This is a genomic window from Micromonospora sp. NPDC050980 (genome assembly GCF_040653835.1).
Lineage (GTDB): Bacteria > Actinomycetota > Actinomycetes > Mycobacteriales > Micromonosporaceae > Micromonospora.
Map to the genome: position 1 here is coordinate 16,485 of NZ_JBFAGS010000034.1, position 21,670 is coordinate 38,154.

Annotated in this window: 16 protein-coding genes and 1 pseudogene; 12 read left to right on the top strand and 5 right to left on the bottom strand. The window is 73.5% G+C overall.

Going from position 1 to position 21,670, the window contains the following annotated elements; genetic code table 11:
- The first annotated feature begins 14 nt into the window (after window positions 1-14).
- A complete protein-coding gene (locus AB0H28_RS28190; RefSeq protein ID WP_358046519.1) occupies window positions 15-680 on the top strand; it encodes a methyltransferase domain-containing protein in 666 nt (221 codons plus the stop codon).
- 104 nt (window positions 681-784) lie between these two features.
- On the opposite strand, the gene typA is transcribed toward AB0H28_RS28190, so the two are convergent.
- Window positions 785-2,650: a translational GTPase TypA gene (typA, locus tag AB0H28_RS28195; RefSeq protein WP_358046522.1), complete on the bottom strand. Its 1,866-nt coding sequence runs from the start codon at window positions 2,648-2,650 to the stop codon at window positions 785-787.
- Between the two features lie 131 nt (window positions 2,651-2,781).
- On the opposite strand from typA, the pseudogene AB0H28_RS28200 reads away from it, so the two are divergent.
- A pseudogene (locus AB0H28_RS28200) lies at window positions 2,782-4,113 on the top strand (DedA family protein); the annotation flags it as partial.
- 273 nt (window positions 4,114-4,386) lie between these two features.
- Entirely contained in the window at window positions 4,387-5,268 is an 882-nt protein-coding gene (locus AB0H28_RS28205; protein WP_358046525.1) for a transglycosylase SLT domain-containing protein, read from the top strand.
- A 42-nt stretch (window positions 5,269-5,310) separates the two neighbouring features.
- Here AB0H28_RS28205 and AB0H28_RS28210 read toward each other — a convergent pair whose 3' ends face one another.
- On the bottom strand, window positions 5,311-7,437 hold the full coding sequence (locus AB0H28_RS28210) for an MMPL family transporter (protein ID WP_358046528.1): 2,127 nt from the start codon (window positions 7,435-7,437) through the stop codon (window positions 5,311-5,313).
- Window positions 7,438-7,571: 134 nt separating this feature from the next.
- Between AB0H28_RS28210 and AB0H28_RS28215 the strand changes: the two genes are divergently transcribed.
- From AB0H28_RS28215 to AB0H28_RS28225, 3 genes are all read left to right on the top strand, one after another.
- Window positions 7,572-8,087, top strand: coding sequence for a MarR family transcriptional regulator (locus tag AB0H28_RS28215; RefSeq protein WP_358046531.1), 516 nt, complete (start codon window positions 7,572-7,574; stop codon window positions 8,085-8,087).
- Entirely contained in the window at window positions 8,084-9,757 is a 1,674-nt protein-coding gene (locus AB0H28_RS28220; protein WP_358046560.1) for a CocE/NonD family hydrolase, read from the top strand. The genes AB0H28_RS28215 and AB0H28_RS28220 overlap by 4 nt, the downstream gene beginning before the upstream one ends.
- 163 nt (window positions 9,758-9,920) lie before the next feature.
- The gene (locus tag AB0H28_RS28225; RefSeq protein ID WP_358046534.1) at window positions 9,921-10,829 is read left to right on the top strand and encodes a hypothetical protein; all 909 of its coding nucleotides are present in this window, start codon (window positions 9,921-9,923) and stop codon (window positions 10,827-10,829) included.
- Window positions 10,830-11,075: 246 nt separating this feature from the next.
- Here AB0H28_RS28225 and AB0H28_RS28230 read toward each other — a convergent pair whose 3' ends face one another.
- Window positions 11,076-11,279 carry a cold-shock protein gene (locus tag AB0H28_RS28230; RefSeq protein WP_091059998.1) on the bottom strand — a complete coding sequence of 68 codons (204 nt, stop codon included), beginning with the start codon at window positions 11,277-11,279 and terminating at the stop codon, window positions 11,076-11,078.
- Window positions 11,280-11,456: 177 nt separating this feature from the next.
- Here AB0H28_RS28230 and AB0H28_RS28235 point away from each other — a divergent pair, with 177 nt between their 5' ends.
- Both AB0H28_RS28235 and AB0H28_RS28240 read left to right on the top strand, forming a co-directional pair.
- Window positions 11,457-12,131 (top strand): 50S ribosomal protein L11 methyltransferase, encoded by a 675-nt coding sequence (locus AB0H28_RS28235; protein ID WP_358046536.1) that lies wholly within the window; start codon window positions 11,457-11,459, stop codon window positions 12,129-12,131.
- Between the two features lie 90 nt (window positions 12,132-12,221).
- Window positions 12,222-12,830 (top strand): VTT domain-containing protein, encoded by a 609-nt coding sequence (locus AB0H28_RS28240; protein ID WP_358046539.1) that lies wholly within the window; start codon window positions 12,222-12,224, stop codon window positions 12,828-12,830.
- Window positions 12,831-12,875: 45 nt separating this feature from the next.
- Here AB0H28_RS28240 and AB0H28_RS28245 read toward each other — a convergent pair whose 3' ends face one another.
- Together AB0H28_RS28245 and AB0H28_RS28250 are read right to left on the bottom strand one after the other, a co-directional pair.
- Entirely contained in the window at window positions 12,876-13,529 is a 654-nt protein-coding gene (locus AB0H28_RS28245) for an MBL fold metallo-hydrolase (RefSeq protein ID WP_358046542.1), read from the bottom strand.
- An 8-nt stretch (window positions 13,530-13,537) separates the two neighbouring features.
- Entirely contained in the window at window positions 13,538-14,254 is a 717-nt protein-coding gene (locus AB0H28_RS28250; protein ID WP_358046545.1) for a maleylpyruvate isomerase family mycothiol-dependent enzyme, read from the bottom strand.
- Between the two features lie 181 nt (window positions 14,255-14,435).
- Between AB0H28_RS28250 and rsgA the strand changes: the two genes are divergently transcribed.
- The 4 genes from rsgA to uvrC all read left to right on the top strand — a co-directional run bounded on the left by rsgA (window position 14,436) and on the right by uvrC (window position 21,227).
- Window positions 14,436-15,512, top strand: a complete 1,077-nt coding sequence (rsgA, locus tag AB0H28_RS28255; RefSeq protein WP_358046548.1) for a ribosome small subunit-dependent GTPase A — start codon at window positions 14,436-14,438, stop codon at window positions 15,510-15,512.
- Between the two features lie 132 nt (window positions 15,513-15,644).
- Window positions 15,645-18,587, top strand: a complete 2,943-nt coding sequence (uvrA, locus tag AB0H28_RS28260; RefSeq protein ID WP_358046551.1) for an excinuclease ABC subunit UvrA — start codon at window positions 15,645-15,647, stop codon at window positions 18,585-18,587.
- Between the two features lie 132 nt (window positions 18,588-18,719).
- Window positions 18,720-19,205 (top strand): Rieske (2Fe-2S) protein, encoded by a 486-nt coding sequence (locus tag AB0H28_RS28265; protein ID WP_358046554.1) that lies wholly within the window; start codon window positions 18,720-18,722, stop codon window positions 19,203-19,205.
- Window positions 19,206-19,289: 84 nt separating this feature from the next.
- The gene (gene uvrC / locus AB0H28_RS28270) at window positions 19,290-21,227 is read left to right on the top strand and encodes an excinuclease ABC subunit UvrC (protein WP_358046557.1); all 1,938 of its coding nucleotides are present in this window, start codon (window positions 19,290-19,292) and stop codon (window positions 21,225-21,227) included.
- The last annotated feature ends 443 nt before the right edge of the window (window positions 21,228-21,670 follow it).

Consider the following 21,670-nt stretch of genomic DNA (forward strand, 5'->3'; position numbering starts at 1 on the left):
GTTAGCGTGCCGGCATGACGACCGCCCTGTACGACGACATCGCGGACTGGTACGAGGATTACGCCACCGTCGGTTCCGGGCCCTACATGGACCGGGTCCGGTCGGTGCTGGCGGAGTTGCTGGGCCCCGGCCCGGGGCGGTGCCTGGACCTGTGCTGCGGCACCGGGGCGCACGCGGCCGAGCTGAGCCGGCTCGGCTGGACGCCGATCGGGGTGGACCTGTCGGCCGGCCAGTTGCGGCACGCCCGGGCGCGACTGCCGGTGGCCCGCGCCGACGCGACCGCGCTGCCGTTGGCCGACGGCACGGTGCCGGCCGCGGTCTGCGTGTTGGCGCACACCGACATGCCGGACTATCCGGCGGCGATCACGGAGGCGGCGCGGGTGCTGGCGCCGGGCGGCCGGCTGGTGCACGTGGGCGTGCATCCGTGCTTCTGCGGCGCGTTCGCCGACCGGTCCGAGCCGGAACGCATCGTGATCGACGGCGGCTACGCCGAGCGGGAGCGCACGTTCCGGTCGTGGAACTCCGCCGGGGTGCGGGCCCGGGTCGGCGCCTGGCACCTGCCCCTGGCCGACCTGCTCACCGCCGTCGCCGCCGCCGGCCTGGTCCTCGACCGCGTCGTCGAGTCCGGCTCCGGCCGCATCCCCGACGTCCTGGCCCTCCAAACCCACCGCCCCCGCTGACCCCCCGCCCCCGTCCCCGCCGCGCTGATTCACGGAAAGAGTGGCTATCCGGCGTGGAATAGCCACTCTTTCCGTGAAAGTGCAAGTGCTGGGTGGGTGGGTGGTCAGCCGGCGTGCTTGCGGCGGGCGGCCATCCGGCCGCGCTGGGTCTGGTCCAGCACCACCTTGCGGATGCGCACCGCGACCGGGGTGACCTCGACGCACTCGTCCTCGCGGCAGAATTCGAGGGCCTGCTCCAGCGACAGCTTGCGCGGCGGGATCAGCTTCTCGGTCTCGTCGGAGGTCGACGCCCGCATGTTGGTGAGCTTCTTCTCCTTGGTGATGTTGACGTCCATGTCGTCGGAGCGGGAGTTCTCCCCGACGATCATGCCCTCGTACACCTCGGTGGTCGGCTCGACGAAGAGCTGACCGCGCTCCTGAAGGTTGATCATGGCGAACGAGGTGACCGCGCCGGCCCGGTCGGCGACCAGCGAGCCGTTCTGGCGGGTACGCAGCTCGCCGAACCACGGCTCGTACGACTCGAAGACGTGGTGCAGGATGCCCGTGCCCCGGGTGTCGGTGAGGAACTCGGTGCGGAAGCCGATCAGGCCGCGCGCCGGGACCAGCCACTCCATCCGGATCCAGCCGGTGCCGTGGTTGACCAACTGCTCCATCCGGCCCTTGCGGGTGGCCAGCAACTGGGTGATCGCGCCGAGGTATTCCTCCGGGGCGTCGATGGTCAGCCGCTCGACCGGCTCGCAGGTCCTGCCGTCGATCTCCCGGGTGACCACCTGCGGCTTGCCGACGGTCAGCTCGTAGGACTCGCGGCGCATCTGCTCGACCAGGATGGCCAGGGCCAGTTCGCCGCGGCCCTGCACCTCCCAGGCGTCCGGCCGCTCAGTGGGCAGGACCCGCAGCGAGACGTTGCCGACCAGCTCCTTGTCGAGCCGGTCCTTGACCATCCGGGCGGTGACCTTGGCGCCCTTGACCCGGCCGACAAGCGGCGAGGTGTTGGTGCCGATGGTCATCGAGATGGCCGGCTCGTCCACCGTGATCAGCGGCAGCGGGATCGGGTTCTCGGCGTCGGCGAGCGTCTCACCGATCATGATCTCCGGGATGCCGGCGACGGCGATGATGTCGCCCGGCCCGGCGGACTCGGCCGGCTTGCGCTCCAGGCCCTCGGTCATCAGCAGCTCGGAGATGCGGACCCGCTGGGTGCTGCCGTCGGTGCGGCACCAGGCCACGGTCTGGCCCTTGCTGATCGTGCCCTGCCGGACCCGGCACAACGCCAGGCGGCCGAGGAACGGCGAGGCGTCGAGGTTGGTGACGTGCGCCTGCAGCGGCGCGTCCTCGTCGAACGCGGGCGCCGGGATGGTGTCCAACAGGGTGCGGAACAGTGGCTCCAGGTTGGTGCTGTCGTCCGGGACCGCGCCGTCGGCGGGCTGGGTGAGCGAGGCGATGCCGTCGCGGGCGCAGGCGTAGACGATCGGGAAGTCGATCTGCTCCTCGTCGGCGTCCAGGTCGAGGAAGAGCTCGTAGGTGTCGTCCACGACCTCCTTGATCCGGGCGTCCGGGCGGTCCACCTTGTTGATCACCAGAATGATCGGCATCCGGGCGCGCAGCGCCTTGCGGAGCACGAACCGGGTCTGGGGCAGGGGGCCCTCGCTGGCGTCGACCAGCAGCACCACGCCGTCGACCATGGTCAGGCCGCGCTCGACCTCACCGCCGAAGTCGGCGTGACCGGGGGTGTCGATGATGTTGATGGTGACCGGGTCGCCGTCCGCCGGCAGGTATCGCACGCCGGTGTTCTTGGCGAGGATGGTGATGCCCTTCTCCCGCTCGAGGTCCATCGAGTCCATGACCCGCTCGGTGTCCTCGCCACGGGCGCCGTAGGCGCCGGCCTGCCGCAACATGGCGTCGACCAGGGTCGTCTTGCCGTGGTCGACGTGGGCGATGATGGCGACGTTGCGGAGGTCGGTGCGAAGCTGCATACCCTCCATACTCCTGTCTGCGGTTGCCGGGGCGCGCCTCGGGGTCACCCCCGAGATGGCCCGGATCTGTGTCGAAGTGCTGGGCCGACCGCGCCAGCCACTGGCATGCTGGCTCCCGTGCGGGGTGCCGAATGCCTGATCTGCTGAACTGGCTGCAGGAGCTGTCGCCCCTGCTGATCTACCTGGTCGCCGCGGCGATCGTCGCGGGGGAGACCGCGGTGATCGTCGGGCTGCTGGTGCCGGGCGAGGCGACCCTGCTGCTGGTCGGCTTCCTAGCGTACGCGGGGACGCTACGGCTCGCCCCCGCGCTGCTGGCCATGACGGCCGCCGCCGTGATCGGAGACACACTCGCCTACCGGGCCGGGCGGCGTTACGGTCCGCGTCTGCGGGCCTCCGGGTTCGGCGCCCGGATCGGGGCGCACCGGTGGCGACGCGCCGAGGAGTTGCTGGACCGGCTGGGCGGGCGCGGCATGCTGGCCGCGCGCTGGATCGCCTTCGCCCGCACGCTGGCGCCCCGGCTCGCCGGCGGGGTCGGGATGCCGTACCGGCGGTTCGCGCCGTGGAACCTGGCCGGGGTGGCGAGCTGGGTCGGCGCCTCGGTGCTCGCCGGCTACCTGGCCGGCGGGTCGTACGAGCGGGTGTCGCAGTTGCTGGGCCGGGCCACCGGGGCGGTGCTGGTGCTGCTGGCGTGCCTGCTCGGCGTGGTGCTGGCCGGCCGCTGGCTGGGGCGCAACCCGGATCCGGTCCGGGCACTGGCGGCCCGTGCCGTCGCCCTGCCGCCGCTGCGCTGGCTGCGGTCCCGCTACGGGGTGCTGTTCTTCCTGGTCGGCATGCGGGTCGGCCCGGTCGGGACGCTGCTGATCAACCTGGCGCTCGGGTTGGCGCTGCTGTTCGCCGTGGGGCTGGCGGTGGCCGCGTTGCTGGCGGCGGTGGTCCGGCACAGCGGGCTCGGGGTGCTCGACGGGCTGGTCGCCGACTGGTTCGCCGCCCGGCGTACCCCCGGGGTGGCCGACGCGGCGATGGCCGCGCTGTCGGTGCTGCGCGGCTGGGTGCTGGTCATCGCCGTGGCCGTGGTGGCGGCGGTGGTGGCCCGGCGGCACCGGCCCTGGCGTGCGGACCTGCTCGGCGTGCTGGGCACGGTCGGTGCGGCCGTGCCGTTGGTGCTGCTGGTCGTGGTCGCCGACCTGACCGGGCCGGGTGGCCCGGACCGGCACGGTGACCTATTCCCCGGCCAGAACGCGGTGGTGACGGCGAGTTTCGGCACGCTGGCCTGGCTGGTGTCGCGCGGGGCGCGCTGGCCGGTCGCGGTGGCCGTCTGGACGGTCGCCTCGGCCGGCGTGGTCGCGGTCGGCGGCGCCCGGCTCTATCTGGGTTGGAGCACGGCCAGCGGCACCGCCTCGTCGGTGCTGCTGGGGGTCGCCTGGACCACCGTGTTCGTGGTCGCCTGGGCGACCCGGGAGCGGGTGGCGGACGCCGGCCCGCCGGGCGGGCCGGACACCGGCGGGCGGGTGGCCGGCGGGCGCGCACCGTCCGGTCCGGTCGCCGGGGCGGTATCGCCTGGTCCGCTTCCCGGGGCAGCGCTGTCGGGTCCGGTCGCCGGCCGCGACGCCGGCCCGCCCGGAGCCGAAACCGGTGCCCGGCCGCCCCGGCCCCGGGAGCGCCGGCCGACGTCGCGGGGACCCCGCGGACCCGTCGATCCCTGTTAGGGTGCGCCGACGGGACCACGGGGAGGTTCGATGCGGCGAGGAGTCGGCCGGATGGCCGCGGCTGCGGTGGCGGTGCTGCTGGCTGCGGGGGCGGTGACCGGCTGCGGCGACGAGGAGCCGCCGGTGCGGGTGGCGGCGGAGGTGCCCACCGCGGCGCCGGTCGAGGAGCCTGCGGCGGAGGGGCCCGTCGACGCGCCGGCCGACGCGCCGAGCGAGGAGCCGCCGGCGGTCGAGGCGATGGGCGGCCGGCCCAGCCCCGCCGCGTCGGCGAGCGCGAAGCCACGGCCGAAGCCGTCGCGCACCTCCACGGCGCCGCTGTCGCGACCGAAGCCGCCGACCGAGACCCGGGTGCCGCCGCCGCCGAAGCCGCCGGCCAGTGGCTGCAAGCCGAGCTACCGGGGCACCGAGGCGAGCCGGAGCGCGGTGAGGAAGGCGTTGTCCGACGCCGCGGCGCGCACCTACTGGCCCACCTCGGCGCCGGACATCCGCATCCGGTCGGCGCTGCTGAAGGCCACCGCCTGGCAGGAGAGCGGCTGGCAGTCCAACATCTACGCCTGCGACACCGGAGTGGGGCTGATGCAGGTGATGCCGGCCACCGCGGAGTGGATGAACCAGCGGTTCGAGCAATCGTACGACATCGACGACTACCGGGACAACGCCTACCTGGGCGGCACCTACCTGGCCTGGCTCACGAAATACATCGGCGACATGTACTTCGAGTCGGACTACCGGCTCGACGCGTCGCTGTGCACCTCGAAGTTGAACTCCTGCCTGCTCAACGCCGTGATCTCCGGGTACAACTTCGGGCACGCGGCGGTGGCCCAGAAGGGGAAGCCGCTGACCATCCCGAACCCGCAGTACGTCTACAACGTGCGCGAGTTGATGACCAGTTGTGAGTGTCTCGCGTTCTGACCGGGACCGGCCGGGGACGGCACGCCGCCCCCGGCCGGCGGGTCAGTCCCGCGCGGTGACCGGCTCGGCCGGCGCGTCGACCGGCGCGTCCGCTTCGCGGGTGATCCTGCCGGGCCACCAGAAGCGGTCGCCGAGCAGGAACGCCAGCGCCGGCACCAGCACGGTGCGGACCAGCAACGTGTCCAGCAGCACGCCGACGCAGACGATGATCCCGATCTGGGTGAGCGTGATCAGCGGCAGCACCCCCAGCACCGCGAAGACCGCGGCCAGCAGCACCCCGGCGCTGGTGATGACGCCGCCGGTGACCCGCAGCGCAGACAGCATGCCGTCGCGGGTGCCGGTGCGACGGGCGTCCTCCCGGGCCCGGGTGACCAGGAAGATGTTGTAGTCCACGCCGAGCGCGACCAGGAACACGAAGGCCAGCAGCAGCACCCCGCTGTCCAGGGCCGGGAAGCCCAGCACGTGGTCGAAGAGCAGCCACGCCGCGCCGAGGCTGGCGAAGAACGAGCCGATCACGGTCAGCACCAGCAGCAGCGGGGCCAGCAGGCCGCGTAGCAGCAGCACCAGCACGGCGCCGACGAGCAGCAGGATGATCGGCAGGATCAGTTGGAGGTCCCTGGTGTTCGCCTGGTTCGAGTCGTAGGTGGCGGCGACCGGGCCACCGACCAGGGCGCCGTCCGGGGCGTCGGCTCCGTCGACGGTGGGCGGCGCGGAGTCCGGTACGGCGGCGACCGCGTCGCGCAGCGCCACGACCGCGCGGTCGGAGGCGGCGGTGCCGGGCTCGGCGGTGAGCACCACGTCGACCTGGGCGACCCGGTCGCCGGCGGTGCTCGGCCGGGCCGAGGCGACCCCGTCGACCGCGCCTGCGGCAGCGAGCACCGCGGGCGCGGCCTGCGGGTTGGTGAGCACGGCGACCGGCTGGGTGCTGCCGGCGGGGAACGCCCGCGCGAGGGTCTCCGCGCCGGCGACCGCCTCGGGGCGCTCCCGGAACTGCTCGGTCTCGGACAGGCCGGTGCGGATCCCCAGGCCGCCGAGCGCGAGGCCGGCGAGGAGCAGGGTGGCCAGGACCGCGACCGGCAGCGGCCGGCGGACGACCAGTTCGCCGAGGCGGCCCCAGAGCCGGCCCTCGCGGGCGGCGCCGCCGACCTTCGGCACGAACGGCCAGAACAGACCGCGGCCGAAGAGCACCAGCGCGGCGGGGAGCACGAACAGGGCGGAGAGCATCGCGAAGACGACGCCGATGGCGCAGGCCACCGCGAGCGCGCGGTTGGTCTCCTGCTCCGACAGCAGCAGCGTCAGCACCCCGAGGACGACGGTGCCGCCGCTGGCCAGGATCGGCTCGGCGGTGCGCCGCAGGGCGGCCCGCATGGCGGCGAACCGGTTCTCCTCGCGGCGCAGCTCCTCGCGGTAGCGGGCGATGAGCAGCAGGGCGTAGTCGGTGGCGGCGCCGAAGACCAGCACGCTCGCGATGCCGGTGACCTGGCCGCTGGGCAGGTAGATCCCCAGCGCGGGCACGACGGTCTCCACGGTGCGCAGGGTGAGCTGCTCGGCGGCGGCGACCACCAGCAGCGGGACGAGCCACAGGAACGGGCTGCGGTAGGTGACGAGCAGCAGCAGCGCCACCACCGCGGCGGTGACCAGCAGCAGGGTGGTGTCGGCGCCCTGGAACACCTTGCTCAGGTCGGCGGTGAAGGCGGGTCCGCCGGTGACCTCGACGGTCAGGTCGTCGGGCAGGTCGGCCACGGCCTCGCGCACCTTGACCACCTCGTCGACCACGGACTGCTGGTCGCCCGCGGTCGACAGCGGCACCGCGACCAGGGCCACCGTGCCGTCCGGGGAGAGCTGGGCCGGGGCGACCCGGCCGCCGACGGCGACCGCGCCCAGTTCGCCGGCGGCGTCGTCGAGCGCGGACCGGTCGGCGGCGCTGAGCGGGGCCCGGTCGGCGCGGCTGACCACCACCAGCGCGGCCTGGGTGTCGCGGGACGGGAGTTGGTCCTGGAGCCGCTCGACCTGTGTCGACTGCCACTCGACGGACAGGCCGGTGGCGGAAACCGGTTGGGGATTGTCCGGTTTGGGTAGCCCGAAGACGAGTGCGCCGACGACGAGGGCGGCGACCACGGTGAGCCAGGCGGCCAGCCGGCCCCGGGCGACGCGGGTGAACAGTGACATCGGACGCCTCACATGACTTCTACCAGGTTGATTCTCGCCAGCCGAGTATCTTGATGAGCGAGATTATCCGGGAAGGCTCTATGCTGCAACCGGACCGGGCAGGGGGGTGACGGCGAGCGGTGACGGGGCACGGCATGTACCGGCGACGGGACGACCCGCGCGGGCGGATGGTCGCCGAGATCACCAACGACCTGCGTCGCTACTCGGTGGACGCCCAGCACGTCGGCCACGCCTTCGCCGGCCTGCACGGGCTCAACCCCACCGACCTGCAGGCGCTGATCGCGGTGATGGAGGCCGAGCTGGTGGGCGAGCCGATCACCCCCGGCCGGCTCGGCGACGTGCTCAGCCTCTCGTCCGGCTCGGTCACCGCCCTGGTCGACCGGCTCGAACGCGCGGGCCACATCCGGCGCGACCGGGACACCGCCGACCGCCGCAAGATCCTGCTGCACTACGCCGATCGGGGCGCCACCCTGGCGCAGAGCTTCTTCGGCCCGCTGGGCCGGCGCACCGACGAGGTGATGGACCGGTTCACCGACGACGAACTGGCCGTGGTGCACCGGTTCATGGGTGAGATGGTGCACAGCATGCGGGCACACCGGGACGAGGTGCGCGCCGCCCGGACCACCGCCGAACCGTCCGGCGACCGCTGACCGTGCGGCTGATCACCCGGCTCGCCGCGGCGGCACTGCGGCTGCCCGTCGCCCGCACCGGCCGCGTCACCGTCACCCGCGACATCCCGGTGCGGGTCCGCGACGGGACCACCCTGCGTACCGACCACTACGCGCCCGACCTGCCCGGCGCCGCCTGCGTGCTGATCCGGACCCCGTACGGGCGCGGCGGGCCGATCCGGCTGCTCGGCCGGCTGATCGCCGAGCGCGGCTTCCACGTGGTGATCCAGTCCTGCCGCGGCACGTACGGCTCCGGCGGCCGGTTCGCCCCGCTGGTGCACGAGCGCGACGACGGCCTGGACACCCTCGACTGGCTGCGCTGCCAGCGCTGGTGGACCGGCGCGTTCGGCATGTTCGGCGCCAGCTACCAGGGTTTCGTGCAGTGGGCGGTGGCCGCCGAGGCGGGCGACGAGCTGCGCGCGATGGTCGCGGTGGTGACCGCCTCGGCCACCCGCGACTCGACGTACGCCGGGGAGTCCTTCGCGTTGGACACGGTGCTCACCTGGGCGGAGCTGCTCCAGGCGCAGACCGTGCCCTGGCTGGCCCGGCAGTGGGAACTCAAGCGTGGCCAGCCCCGGCTGGTCCGTGCGTTGCGCCACCTGCCGTTGGTCGAGGCGGACCGGGTCGCCACCGGTGTGACCGTGCCGTTCTTCCAGGAGTGGCTGCGCCACCACACGCCGGACGCCGACTACTGGCGGGCCCGGGTCTTCGGCGACCGGATCGGCGAGGTTGGCGCGCCGGTCGCCATGGTCAGCGGCTGGCAGGACATCTTCCTGCCGGCCCAGCTCGACGACTACGCCCGGCTGCGCGCCGCCGGCGCCCGCCCGAGTCTGACCGTCGGCCCGTGGACGCACGGCAGCGTGGGGCTGCTGCTCGCGTCGCTGCGGGAGGCGCTGGACTGGTTCACCGAGCACCTGGCCGACCGCGCGGCGCCACCGCGTTCGGCAGCGGAGCGCGCCCCGGTCCGGGTGCACGTCGGCGGCGCCGGCGGCGGCTGGCGGGACCTGCCCGACTGGCCGCCGCCGGCCACCCCGACGCGCTGGCACCTGCAACCCGACGGCGGCCTCGCCACCGGCCCGCCACCGGCCGGCGGCGGGCCGGACCGGTTCCGGTACGACCCGGCCGACCCGACCCCGTCGCTGGGTGGGCCGCTGCTCGTCGCCCAGCGGGCGGGCGCGGTGGACAACCGCGCGGTGGAGGCCCGCCCGGACGTGCTGACCTACACCAGCGAACCGGTGCGTACGGCGGTGGAGGTGGTCGGGCCGGTGCGCGCTGAGATCTATCTGCGCAGCGAGCTGTCCTACCTCGACGTGTTCGTGCGGCTGTGCGACGTGGACCGCCGCGGGCGGTCCTGGAACGTCTGCGACGGCCTGGTCCGCGTCGAGCCGGGACGGTTCCCCGACGACGGGTCCGGGGTGCTCCGGGTGCCGGTCGCGCTCTGGCCGACCGCCCACCGGTTCGCGCCCGGGCACCGGTTGCGGGTCCAGGTCTCCGGCGGCGCCCACCCGCGCTACGCGCGCAATCCCGGCACCGGTGAGCCGCTCGGCACCGCCGTGACACTGCGTGCCGGATGGCGGGAGGTGCTGCGCGACCACGAGCACCCTTCGGCGGTGCTGCTGCCGCTGCTGCCGTCGTCCACGACGGACATCTGACCGGAAATATTAGTCCTGAGCTGGGATTTTCTTCCGGCGGGGGATACTCTTCAGGCAAGTGCCCGGTGCCGTGCAGCCATCCGGCAAGGGCGTGTTCGCGGAACTGTCCTCATCACTTTTTGTGACTGTCGTGCCCTTGCCGATCGATCGGAGGGGATCCGCCATGACGTCGGCTCCGGCGAACCTGCTGGCCGTCCGCAGTCTGTTACTCAGCTATCTCAACGTCGACAAGAGCGTCGTCCGGGACGCCGATCTCGAACCGGCGGAGGTCGGCATCGTCGGGGACCCCAGCCACCGGGGCGGCTATCACTGCGGCTCCGACCGGGTGGTCCCCAACGACTACTCCGTCGTCGAGTCCCCCCGGGACCGGTCCGGATTGACCCTGTACGCGTCCGCACTGGACGTGGGCACGTTCTCGGTCCGCTCGGGTGGCGCCACGCACACGCTGCGGACGTTCTCCACCTGGTTGGTGGCGCAGTGCGTGGCGAACGCCGCCGACACCCGGGACATCCGGGAGATCATCTACTCCGCCGACGGCCGCACGGTGCGGCGGTGGGACCGCCTGGGCCGGCGGACCAGCGGCGACAGCAGTCACCTCTTCCACACCCACATCAGCTTCTTCCGCGACTCGACCAAGGCGGGCCGGGACCAGACGCCGCTGTTCCGCCGCTATCTCACCGCGATCGCCCTGATCGCTCCCCCGGAACCGGAGACCGACATGGAACAGACCGACAAGCTCATCAGGAACACCGGCTCGGCGACCCGTACCGTCGGCGACGTCCTCGCCGACCTGCAGAACCTGCGCAACTGGCTGATCTCGCCGGCCAACACCACCGGGCTGGTCACGCCGCCGGCGGCGAACTCGCCGCTGCAGCAGATGCTGACCATGCTCCAGGGGTGGCCGGCGCTCGTGGCCCAGGTCAACGAGTTGTCCGGCAAGGACTTCACCGACGAGCAGCAGATCGTCACCGGCGTCCTCGCCGGGCTGCCGCCGGAGAAGATCGCCGAGGCCATCCCGCCGCAGATCGCCCGGGACGTCGCCGACGAGCTGTCCCGGCGGCTGACCGCCTGATCCGCCCGCGCCGCGACGAGTGCCGCGTCGCGGCGCCGGCTGGTGCTCGGCGGCGTGCTGGTGAGCCTGGACGTCGCGATCGGCAACGTGGTCAAGGGCAGCCTCCGGCAGACCCACCGCCGCATCACCTGCTCGGCCGCATCACCTGCTGGCCGGGCCGCTACGCCGGCGGCGTGACCAGCAGGTGACTGCCGGATAGCGCGCTGCGGCGGCGGTCGGAGCCCGACCGCCGCCACCGGCACATCGTCACATCGGACGGACGTTGTCCGCCTGCGGGCCCTTCTGGCCCTGCGTCACCTCGAACTCGACCTTCTGGCCCTCGTTGAGTTCGCGATAGCCGCCGCTCTGGATGGCCGAGTAGTGGACGAACACGTCCGGGCCTCCGCCGTCCTGCTCGATGAAGCCGAAGCCCTTTTCCGAGTTGAACCACTTGACCGTGCCGGTTGCCATGCGTCTCTCCCTGTTCAATGCGGGTGAGCACCGGCCCGCGGCCGGTGATCGCCCTGTACCTCCCCGACAGTAACCGCCCGGACCCGGATCCGCTGGCGGAAGTGCCGGCGTGGCTCGTGAATACCTGCGGGCCGGAAATGCCACCGGTGGCCGTCGGGGCACGGCATGCTTGCCCCGATGAGCACTACGACGGCGCTGACCGACCTGCAACGGGAGATCACGGCGCCCGGGGTGGGCCCGGACCGCCTGCGGCTGATGGCCACGCCGTTCGTGCCCGAGGTGCGGCTGCACCTGGCCGAGGACGCCATCCTGTGGTGGGCGCGGATGGAGGCCGCGGCCGGTCGTTCGCTCCCGCCGCCGTACTGGGCCTCCGTCTGGGCCGGCGGGCAGGCGCTGGCCCGGCACCTGCTCGACCACCCCGAACTCGTCGCCGGGCGGCGCGTGCTCGACCTGGCCGCCGGATCGGGGCTGGTGGCCATCGCCGCCGCGCTGGGCGGGGCCGGCGGTGTGGTGGCCAACGACGTCGACCCGTACGCGCTGGCCGCCGTGACGGTGAACGCCCGGGCGAACCGGGTCCGGGTGACCCCCGACGGCACGGACCTGCTCGACGGCGTGGCGGGCGTCGACCTGCTGGTGGCCGGCGACGCCCTCTACGATGCGGCCCTGGCCGCCCGGGTGCTGCCCTACCTGCGGCGCTGCGCCGACCGGGGGGCCGAGGTGCTGCTCGGTGACCCGGACCGGGGCCACCTGCCGCCGGACGGGTGGGAGCTGGTGGCCAGCTACCCGGTGCCCACCACCGAGCCCGCCGTCGACTCCCCGGTGCGCCGGGTGCAGGTGCTGCGTCCGCGCTGACGCTCGGGGATCCTCCGGATGCGACCTCGGGGGCGTGTGGGGGGTCACGCCCGATGTCCCGGGCGGCCGAGCAGGCATAGCGTGCGACGTATGACGGATCTCCTCGCCCAGTTCGGGCAGCTGCCCACCACACTGCTGATGGGTCTGCTGGGCGTGGTCATGCTCGCCGACGCCGTACCGCTGCTCGGGGTGTTGGTGCCCGGCGACGCCGCGGTCCTGGCCGCGGTCGGCGCCGGCCGGCCGGTCGGTGGGGCGGCGGTGGTCGCGGCCGTGGTCGCCGGTTGCCTGGCCGGCTGGTCGTTGAGCTTCCTCGCCGGCCGGCTCTGGGGCGGCCGGCTGCGGCGCGGCCGGCTGGGCGGCTGGATCGGCGAGTCCCGGTGGGCGGCCGCCGAGACGCTGCTGCGTCGCGGCGGCGGGCGGATCGTGCTGGTGGCGCCGTTCCTGCCGGTGCTCAACGCGTTGCTGCCGCTGGCCGCCGGTGGGCTGCGGATGCCGTACCGGCGGTTCGTCACCTGCGCGGCGCTCGGCGCCACCGCCTGGGCCGGGCTCTACGTGGCGCTCGGGCTGGCCGCGCGGACGCTCACCGGCCTGCTGCCCGGCGCGCCCGACCCGACCGTGCTCACCATGGCGGTCGGGCTGCTGCTCGCCGGTCCGGTGCTGCTCGGCGCCCGGCGCCGGCTGCGTGCGGTGACCGGCTGAGCGGGCCGGGCCCGGCCGCCACGGGGGAGGCCGGACCCGGCGCGTTCACCAGCCGCGCGCCCGCCACTGCGGCACGCCGGGCCGCTCGGCGCCGAGCGTGCTGTCCTTGCCGTGGCCCGGATAGAACCAGGTGTCGTCCGGCAGCCGGTCGAAGAGCTTGGCCTCGACGTCGTCGATGAGCTGCCCGAACCGCTCCGGGTCCTGGTCGGTGTTGCCCACCCCGCCGGGGAAGAGCGAGTCGCCGGTGAACAGGTGCGGCCCACCGGCCGGGTCGCGGTAGAGCAGCGCGATCGACCCCGGGGTGTGCCCGCGCAGGTGGATCACCTCGAGCGCGCAGTCGCCGACGGCGACCGGGTCGCCCTCGCGCAGCGGCTCGGCGTCGATCGGCAGGCCCTCGGCGTCGTCGGCGTGCACCAGCGCGCGGGCACCGGTCTTGGCCACCACCTCCTCCAGCGCGACCCAGTGGTCCATGTGCCGGTGGGTGGTCACCACGGTGGCCAGCCCGGCGTCGCCGATCAGCTCCAGCAGGCGGGGCGCCTCGTTGGCGGCGTCGATCAGCACCTGCTCGCCGGTGGCGCGGCAGCGCAGCAGGTAGGCGTTGTTGTCCATCGGGCCCACCGACAGCTTGGTGACGGTGAGCCGGTCGAGCTCGCGCACGGCCGGCGGACCGCCGGGCGTGACGTCTCCGGTGTAGGTCATGACGATGTTCAGATCCATTCCGGTGGATTCGGCAGGGGGCCGTCGGGAACGACGGTGAGCAGCTCGCCGGTGCCCCGGCCGGTCAGCCAGGCGGCGAGTTCCGGCGCGGGGCCGGTGACCGTGGGCGCCCCCTCGGGGTCGCCCACGACGATGTCGTGCCCGGCGCCGTCGACGCGCAGCACCATGGCCGGCGCGGCCGGGTCGCCGGCCAGCCCGGCCGTCACCTCGTGCAGCAGCCGGTGGGCGAACGCCGCCGGCCAGTCGGCCGGCCGGTAGCCGGCGGCCAGGTCCACGTGGTGCACCTCGACCTCGCGCAGCCGGCCCCAGACCAGCAGCGCCGCCGGCCACGGACCGCGCCGGGTCTGCACCGTGGCGCCCCAGGCGGCCACCGGCATCTCGGCCACCGCCGCGTCGAAGCGCCGGCCGCTGCGGCGCAGGTCGTCAAGCAGGTCGGCCGGGCCCCGGCCGGCACCCGCCTCGATGTCGGCGGCGCGGGCCTCGGGCGAGGCGTACATCGGGATCGGCTCGCCGGTGCGCGCGGCGGTGAGCAGGTTGACGAACCCGTCGGCGTTGCGGGCCAGGTGGGTGAGCACGTGCGCCCGGGTCCAGCCCGGCAGCAGCGACTGCGCCGCCGCGTCCGCGGCGCTCAGACCGGCCACGGTGCGCAGCAGGCGGTCGGTCGCCTCGGCCAGCTCGCCGGTCAGCAGCAGGGGATCCGTCGTCATCGGGTTCGACAGTAGCGGGCCACGCCCCGCCGCGCCCGCGGTGGAAATCGCTTTCGGCGCGTCGGCGCGCCCCTTACCGTCGGGGACGACTTCGGTCGCGGCGCCGGGAAGGAGGTGGTGAACATGCCGGTCGCAGCGCGCGTGTTCCGCCCCGGATCCCCACGACACCGATGAGGACGTCATGACCCTCGACCTGACCGCCCTCGGCTGGGACGCCGACTGGGCCGCCCATCTCGATCGACGCGCCGACCGACCCGGCCGGGTGGCCCGGGTGGACCGCGGCGTGTGCACCGTGCTGCGCCCGGAGGGCCCGGTGCGGGCGAGCCTCGGCGGCGGCGTGCTCGCCGCCGCGGCCCGCGACCTGACCGCGCTGCCCTGCGCGGGTGACTGGGTGCTGCTGACCACCTGGCCGGACGGCCCGGTCACCGTGGCGGCGGTGCTGCCCCGGCGCACCGCGCTGGTGCGGCGCACGGCCGGCAAGGACGCCGGCGGCCAGGTGCTGGCCGCCAACCTCGACACCGCCGCGGTGGTCGAGCCGGTGCACCCGGCGCCGGACGCCGCCCGGATCGAACGACTGCTCTCGCTGGCCCACGAGTCCGGGGCCGAGCCGCTGGTGCTGCTCACCAAGGCCGACCTGGCGGCCGACCCGGGCGCGGTGGCCCGGCAGTTGGCCGAGCTGACCCCGGGGGTGCCGGTGCTGCCGGTCAGCGCCGAGCGGGGCACCGGCCTGGCGCCGCTGCGTCGGCACGTCGCCCCGGGTCGCACGCTGGGCCTGCTCGGGCCCTCCGGCGCGGGCAAGTCGAGCCTGGTCAACGCGCTGGCCGGGGCGGAGGTGATGCCCACCCAGGCGATCCGGCGCGTCGACGGCAAGGGCCGGCACACCACCACCTGGCGGTCGCTGGTGCCGCTGCCGGGCGGGGGAGCGGTGCTGGACACCCCGGGGGTACGCGCGGTCGGGCTGCTGGACGGCTCGGCCGGGCTGGACCGGGCGTTCGCCGACATCGCCCAGCTGGCCGCCGACTGCCGGTACGCCGACTGCGCGCACGACGCCGAGCCGGCCTGCGCGGTGCGGGCCGCGTTGGACCGCGGCGAGCTGCCGGCGCGCCGGTGGGAGAGCTGGCGCCGGTTGCAGCGGGAGATCGCGTACGAGAGCGGCCGGCGGGCGGTCCGGCTCGCCGCCGAGCGGCGGGGCGGCCGGCGTGGCGGGCGGCGGCGCACCGGGCGTCCGGCGACGCCGCCCGCTCCCGGCGCGTGCTGAGCGGGGGAATGTGCGCGTCACGGAAGTTGTCACCCCGCGGGGCTAGAGTTGCCGGGGCGCTTTTCCCGCGCCCCGGCGATTCATGAAAAACGGACTCCGCCTCACATTTCTTCTTCCGGGAGCACACGCACCGTGGCCGACCGTCTGATCATCCGTGGCGCGCGCGAGCACAACCTGCGTGACGTCAGTCTCGACCTGCCCCGGGACGCCCTGATCGTCTTCACCGGGCTCTCCGGTTCGGGCAAGTCGAGCCTGGCGTTCGACACCATCTTCGCCGAGGGGCAGCGCCGCTACGTCGAGTCGCTGTCGTCGTACGCCCGGCAGTTCCTCGGCCAGATGGACAAGCCCGACGTCGACTTCATCGAGGGCCTGAGCCCGGCGGTCTCCATCGACCAGAAGTCCACCTCCCGCAACCCGCGCTCCACCGTCGGCACCATCACCGAGGTCTACGACTACCTCCGCCTCCTCTTCGCCCGCATCGGCGAGCCGCACTGCCCGGTCTGCGGCGAGCGGATCTCGAAGCAGAGCCCGCAGCAGATCGTCGACCGCGTGCTCGCCATGCCCGAGGGCACCAGGTTCATGGTGCTCGCGCCGGTGGTGCGCGGCCGCAAGGGCGAATACGTCGACCTCTTCGCCGAGCTGCAGGCCAAGGGCTACGCGCGGGCCCGGGTCGACGGCGTGGTGCACCCGCTGACCGAGCCGCCGAAGCTCAAGAAGCAGGAGAAGCACACCATCGAGGTGGTGATCGACCGGCTCAGCGTCAAGGCGAGCGCCAAGCAGCGGCTCACCGACTCGGTCGAGGCGGCGCTCGGCCTCTCCGGCGGCCTGGTGCTGCTCGACTTCGTCGACCTCGCCGAGGACGACCCGGCCCGGGAGCGCCGCTACTCCGAGCACCTGGCCTGCCCGAACGACCACCCGCTGGCGATCGAGGACCTGGAACCCCGGGTCTTCTCCTTCAACGCGCCCTACGGCGCCTGCCCGGAGTGCACCGGCCTGGGCACCAAGAAGGAGGTCGACCCCGAGCTGGTCATCCCGGACCCGGAGCGCACGCTGCGCGAGGGCGCGATCCAGCCCTGGGCCACCGGGCACAACCTGGAATACTTCCTGCGCCTGCTGGAGGCGCTCGGCGAGGCCGAGCACTTCGACGTCGACACGCCGTGGCGGGCGCTGCCGTCGCGGGCGCAGAAGACGATCCTGCACGGCTCCGACGACCAGGTGCACGTGCGCTACCGCAACAAGTACGGCCGCGAGCGCTCCTACTACACCGGCTTCGAGGGCGTGGTGCAGTGGATCGAGCGCCGGCACAACGACACCGAGTCGGAGTGGTCCCGCGACAAGTACGAGGGCTACATGCGCGACGTGCCCTGCGCGGCCTGCGGCGGCACCCGGCTCAAGCCGGAGGTGCTCGCGGTCACGCTGGCCGGCCGGAGCATCGCCGAGGTCTGCAACCTCTCCGTCGGCGAGGCGGCCGACCTGCTCGCCGGCATCGAGCTGACCGACCGGCAGAAGATGATCGCCGAGCGCGTGCTCAAGGAGATCAACGCCCGGCTGAGGTTCCTGCTCGACGTCGGCCTGGACTACCTCTCGCTGGACCGGCCGGCCGGCACGCTCTCCGGCGGCGAGGCGCAGCGCATCCGGCTCGCCACCCAGATCGGCTCCGGTCTGGTCGGGGTGCTCTACGTGCTCGACGAGCCCTCGATCGGCCTGCACCAGCGCGACAACCACCGGCTCATCGAGACGCTGCTGCGGCTGCGCGGGCTGGGCAACACGCTGATCGTGGTCGAGCACGACGAGGACACCATCCGGGTGGCGGACTGGATCGTCGACATCGGCCCGGGCGCGGGCGAGCACGGCGGCAAGATCGTGCACAGCGGCTCGGTGCCGGCGCTGCTCGACAACGACGAGTCGGTCACCGGCGCCTACCTCGCCGGGCGCAAGGCCATCCCGACCCCGACGACCCGCCGGCCGCAGACGCCGGGCCGGGAGCTGGTGGTGCACGGCGCGCGCGAGCACAACCTGCGCAACCTCACCGTGAACTTCCCGCTCGGCCAGCTCATCGCGGTCACCGGGGTCAGCGGCTCGGGCAAGTCGACGCTTGTCAACGACATCCTCTACACGGTGCTCGCCAACCAGATCAACGGCGCCCGGCTGGTGCCTGGCCGGCACACCCGGGTCACCGGCTTGGAGCACGTGGACAAGGTCGTCGGCGTGGACCAGTCGCCGATCGGCCGGACCCCGCGCTCCAACCCGGCCACCTACACCGGGGTCTGGGACCACGTCCGCAAGCTCTTCGCCGAGACCACCGAGGCCAAGGTCCGGGGGTACGGCCCGGGCCGGTTCTCGTTCAACGTCAAGGGCGGGCGCTGCGAGGCGTGCTCCGGCGACGGCACCATCAAGATCGAGATGAACTTCCTGCCGGACGTCTACGTCCCCTGCGAGGTGTGCAAGGGCGCCCGCTACAACCGGGAGACGCTCGAGGTGCACTACAAGGGCCGCACGGTCGCCGAGGTGCTGGACATGCCGATCGAGGAGGCCGCCGAATTCTTCTCCGCCATCCCGGCCATCCACCGGCACCTGAAGACGCTCGTCGACGTCGGGCTGGGCTACGTGCGGCTCGGCCAGCCCGCGCCGACGCTGTCCGGCGGCGAGGCGCAGCGGGTGAAGCTCGCCTCCGAGTTGCAGAAGCGCTCGACCGGCCGGACGGTCTACGTGCTCGACGAGCCCACCACCGGCCTGCACTTCGAGGACATCCGCAAGCTGTTGATGGTGCTGGAGGGCCTGGTCGACAAGGGCAACACCGTGATCACCATCGAGCACAACCTCGACGTGATCAAGACGGCCGACTGGCTCATCGACATGGGGCCGGAGGGCGGTCACCGGGGCGGCACGGTGCTCGCCACCGGCACCCCGGAGGAGGTGGCCGAGGTGCCGGAGAGTCACACCGGCGAGTTCCTGCGGCCGATCCTCAAACTGGCCGGCGAGGCCAAGGGCGCCAAGGCGGCCACCACCCGGGCGGCCAAGGCCAACGGCGCCACGAAGTCGCGGGCCCGCAAGGTGCCGGCGGGCGTGCGCTGACGACCCGCCGGTGCCGGCGCGTCGATGCCCGTTTCGTGACGCGTCAGTATGAACCGTGCACCACGCTGGTGCGTGCACCGCAGTGTGGCCACGGATCATGACCGGTGGCGACAGCCGACAGAGAGGCCGGAGATGAGTGACGATCAGGTGGTGGCCGGGCCGGTCACCAGGAGCCGCAGAGCCCTGCTCGCGGGCGCCGGCGCGCTCGGCGCGGCCGTGGCGCTCGCCAGCTGCGGCGACGACGACGCCACGCCGGGCCTGGCCCCGACCAGCGGCGGGCCGCCCGGCGCCACCGCCACCGGCGACGCCGGCGGCGGCAACCGGGACAGCAGCGGTCCGCTGGCCCGCACCACCGACATCCCGGTCGGTGGCGGCGCGGTGTACGCCAGCAAGGGCGTGGTGATCACCCAGCCCGAGGCCGGCCAGTTCAAGGCGTTCGACCCGATCTGCACGCACCAGGGTTGCCCGGTGTCGAGCGTCGACGGCGGCACCATCAACTGCACCTGCCACAACAGCCGGTTCTCGATCGCCGACGGCTCGGTGAAGCAGGGCCCCGCCACCAGGCCGCTCGCGGCCAGGGAGATCAAGGTCGAGGGCGACCAGATCACGCTGCCCTGATCGGCGGCGCCGCATCCCGTCCGCCGCCCGCGGACGGGGTGCGGCGGCGGCCGGCTGTCGGGGGTGCGGACTAGGGTTGAACACGTGGCTGACCCCTCGACCTACCGTCCCGCGACCGGCACCATCCCGGAGTCCCCAGGGGTCTACCGCTTCCGCGACGGCACCGGCCGGGTGATCTACGTGGGCAAGGCGCGCAACCTGCGCAGCCGGCTCAACTCCTACTTCGCCGACCCGGTCAACCTGCACCAGCGCACCCGGCAGATGGTGTTCACCGCCGAGTCGGTCGACTGGATCACCGTCGCCACCGAGGTCGAGGCGCTCCAGCAGGAATACACCTGGATCAAGCAGTACGACCCCAGGTTCAACGTCCGCTACCGCGACGACAAGTCCTACCCCTACCTGGCGGTCACCCTCGACGAGGAATACCCGCGCCTGCAGGTGATGCGCGGCACCAAGCGCAAGGGGGTGCGCTACTTCGGGCCCTACTCGCACGCCTGGGCCATCCGCGAGACGCTCGACCTGCTGCTGCGCGTCTTCCCGGCACGCACCTGCTCCTCCGGCGTCTTCAAGCGGGCCGGTCAGGTCGGCCGGCCCTGCCTGTTGGGCTACATCGGCAAGTGCTCGGCGCCGTGCGTCGGCACGGTCACCGCCGCGCGCCACCGGGAGATCGTCGACAACTTCTGCGATTTCATGGCCGGCCGCACCGACACCATGGTGCGCCGGCTGGAGAAGGACATGCTCGACGCCAGCGAGCAGTTGGAGTTCGAGCGGGCCGCCCGGCTGCGCGACGACGTGGCCGCGTTGCGGCGGGCCATGGAGAAGCAGACCGTGGTGCTCGGCGACGGCACCGACGCCGACGTGGTGGCGTTCGCCGACGACCCGCTCGAAGCCGCGGTGCAGGTCTTCCACGTCCGCGACGGCCGGGTGCGCGGCCAGCGCGGCTGGGTGGTGGAGAAGACCGAGGAGCTGACCACCGGCGACCTCGTGCACCACTTCTGCACCCAGGTCTACGGCGGCGAGCAGGGCGAGGCCGACGTCCCCCGGGAGTTGCTCGTCCCCGAGTTGCCCGCCGACGCCGACGCGCTCGCCGACTGGCTCTCCACCCGCCGGGGCAGCCGGGTGTCGCTGCGGGTGCCGCAGCGCGGCGACAAGCGGTCGCTGCTGGAGACCGTCGAGCGCAACGCGAAGGACGCCCTGACCCGCCACAAACTCAAGCGCGCCGGTGATCTGACGACCCGCAGCCAGGCCCTCGACGAGATCGCCGACGCGCTCGCCATGCGCACCTCGCCGTTGCGCATCGAGTGCTACGACGTCTCCCAGATCCAGGGCACCGACGTGGTCGCCAGCATGGTCGTCTTCGAGGACGGGCTGCCCCGCAAGAGCGAATACCGCCGGTTCATCGTGCGCGGCGCCACCGACGACCTCTCCGCCATGTCCGAGGTGCTGCGCCGGCGCTTCGCCCGCTACCTCGACGCGCGCGCCGAGACCGGCGAGTTGGGCGAGGAAACCGCCGCGGACCCCGACCGTCCGGGCATCGACCCGACGACCGGACGTCCGCGCCGGTTCGCGTACCCGCCCCAGTTGGTGGTGGTCGACGGCGGGCCGCCGCAGGTGGCCGCCGCCGCGAAGGCGCTTACCGAGCTGGGCATCGACGACGTGGCGCTGTGCGGGCTGGCCAAGCGGTTGGAGGAGGTCTGGCTGCCCGACGACGACTACCCGGTCATCCTGCCGCGCACCTCGGAGGCGCTCTACCTGCTGCAACGGGTGCGCGACGAGGCGCACCGCTTCGCCATCACGTTCCACCGGCAGCGGCGCTCCAAGCGGATGACCGAGTCCGCGCTGGACAACGTGCCAGGTCTGGGCGAGGTTCGACGCAAGGCGCTGTTGCGGCACTTCGGCTCCCTCAAGCGGCTGTCCGGCGCCACCGTGGAGGAGATCACCGAGGTGCCCGGCGTGGGCCGGCGTACGGCCGAGGCGATCCTCGCCGCCCTCGACAGTGACCCGGCCACGACACCGTCCTGACCACCGTCGCGGTGGACCTCGGCGGCTATCCTTCGGCAGATGGGAGCGATCAAGCCGTGGCACCTGTCCGTCCTGCTGCTCTGTTGCCTGGTGTCGACGGCGGTGGCCGTCGCCGGCGGAATCTGGGCGCTCCGTCGCTCCGGTAAGCGGCGCTGACCGCCGCTCGGCCGCCCCGGCCGCCGCGTCGTGCGTGACCCGCCCTTGTTGGGAGCAGCTATCCGTCTCCCGGGACGCGTCGAGATCCGGGAGCAAGTTGCCCCCACCGGGGCCAATCCGCACCGAAGTCACGCGGGTCGCCGGGCGAATGCGTCGCATGTCGGGTTTGTCGGCTTCGGGCGCGGCGGGGCTTGGTGGGGGTCACCGGCGCGACGGAATCGGTGCCCGGGGCGGGGCGTTATACCTGGCAGACCGCGTGGAGCCCGGCCCCCTCGGGCCGCCGGCAG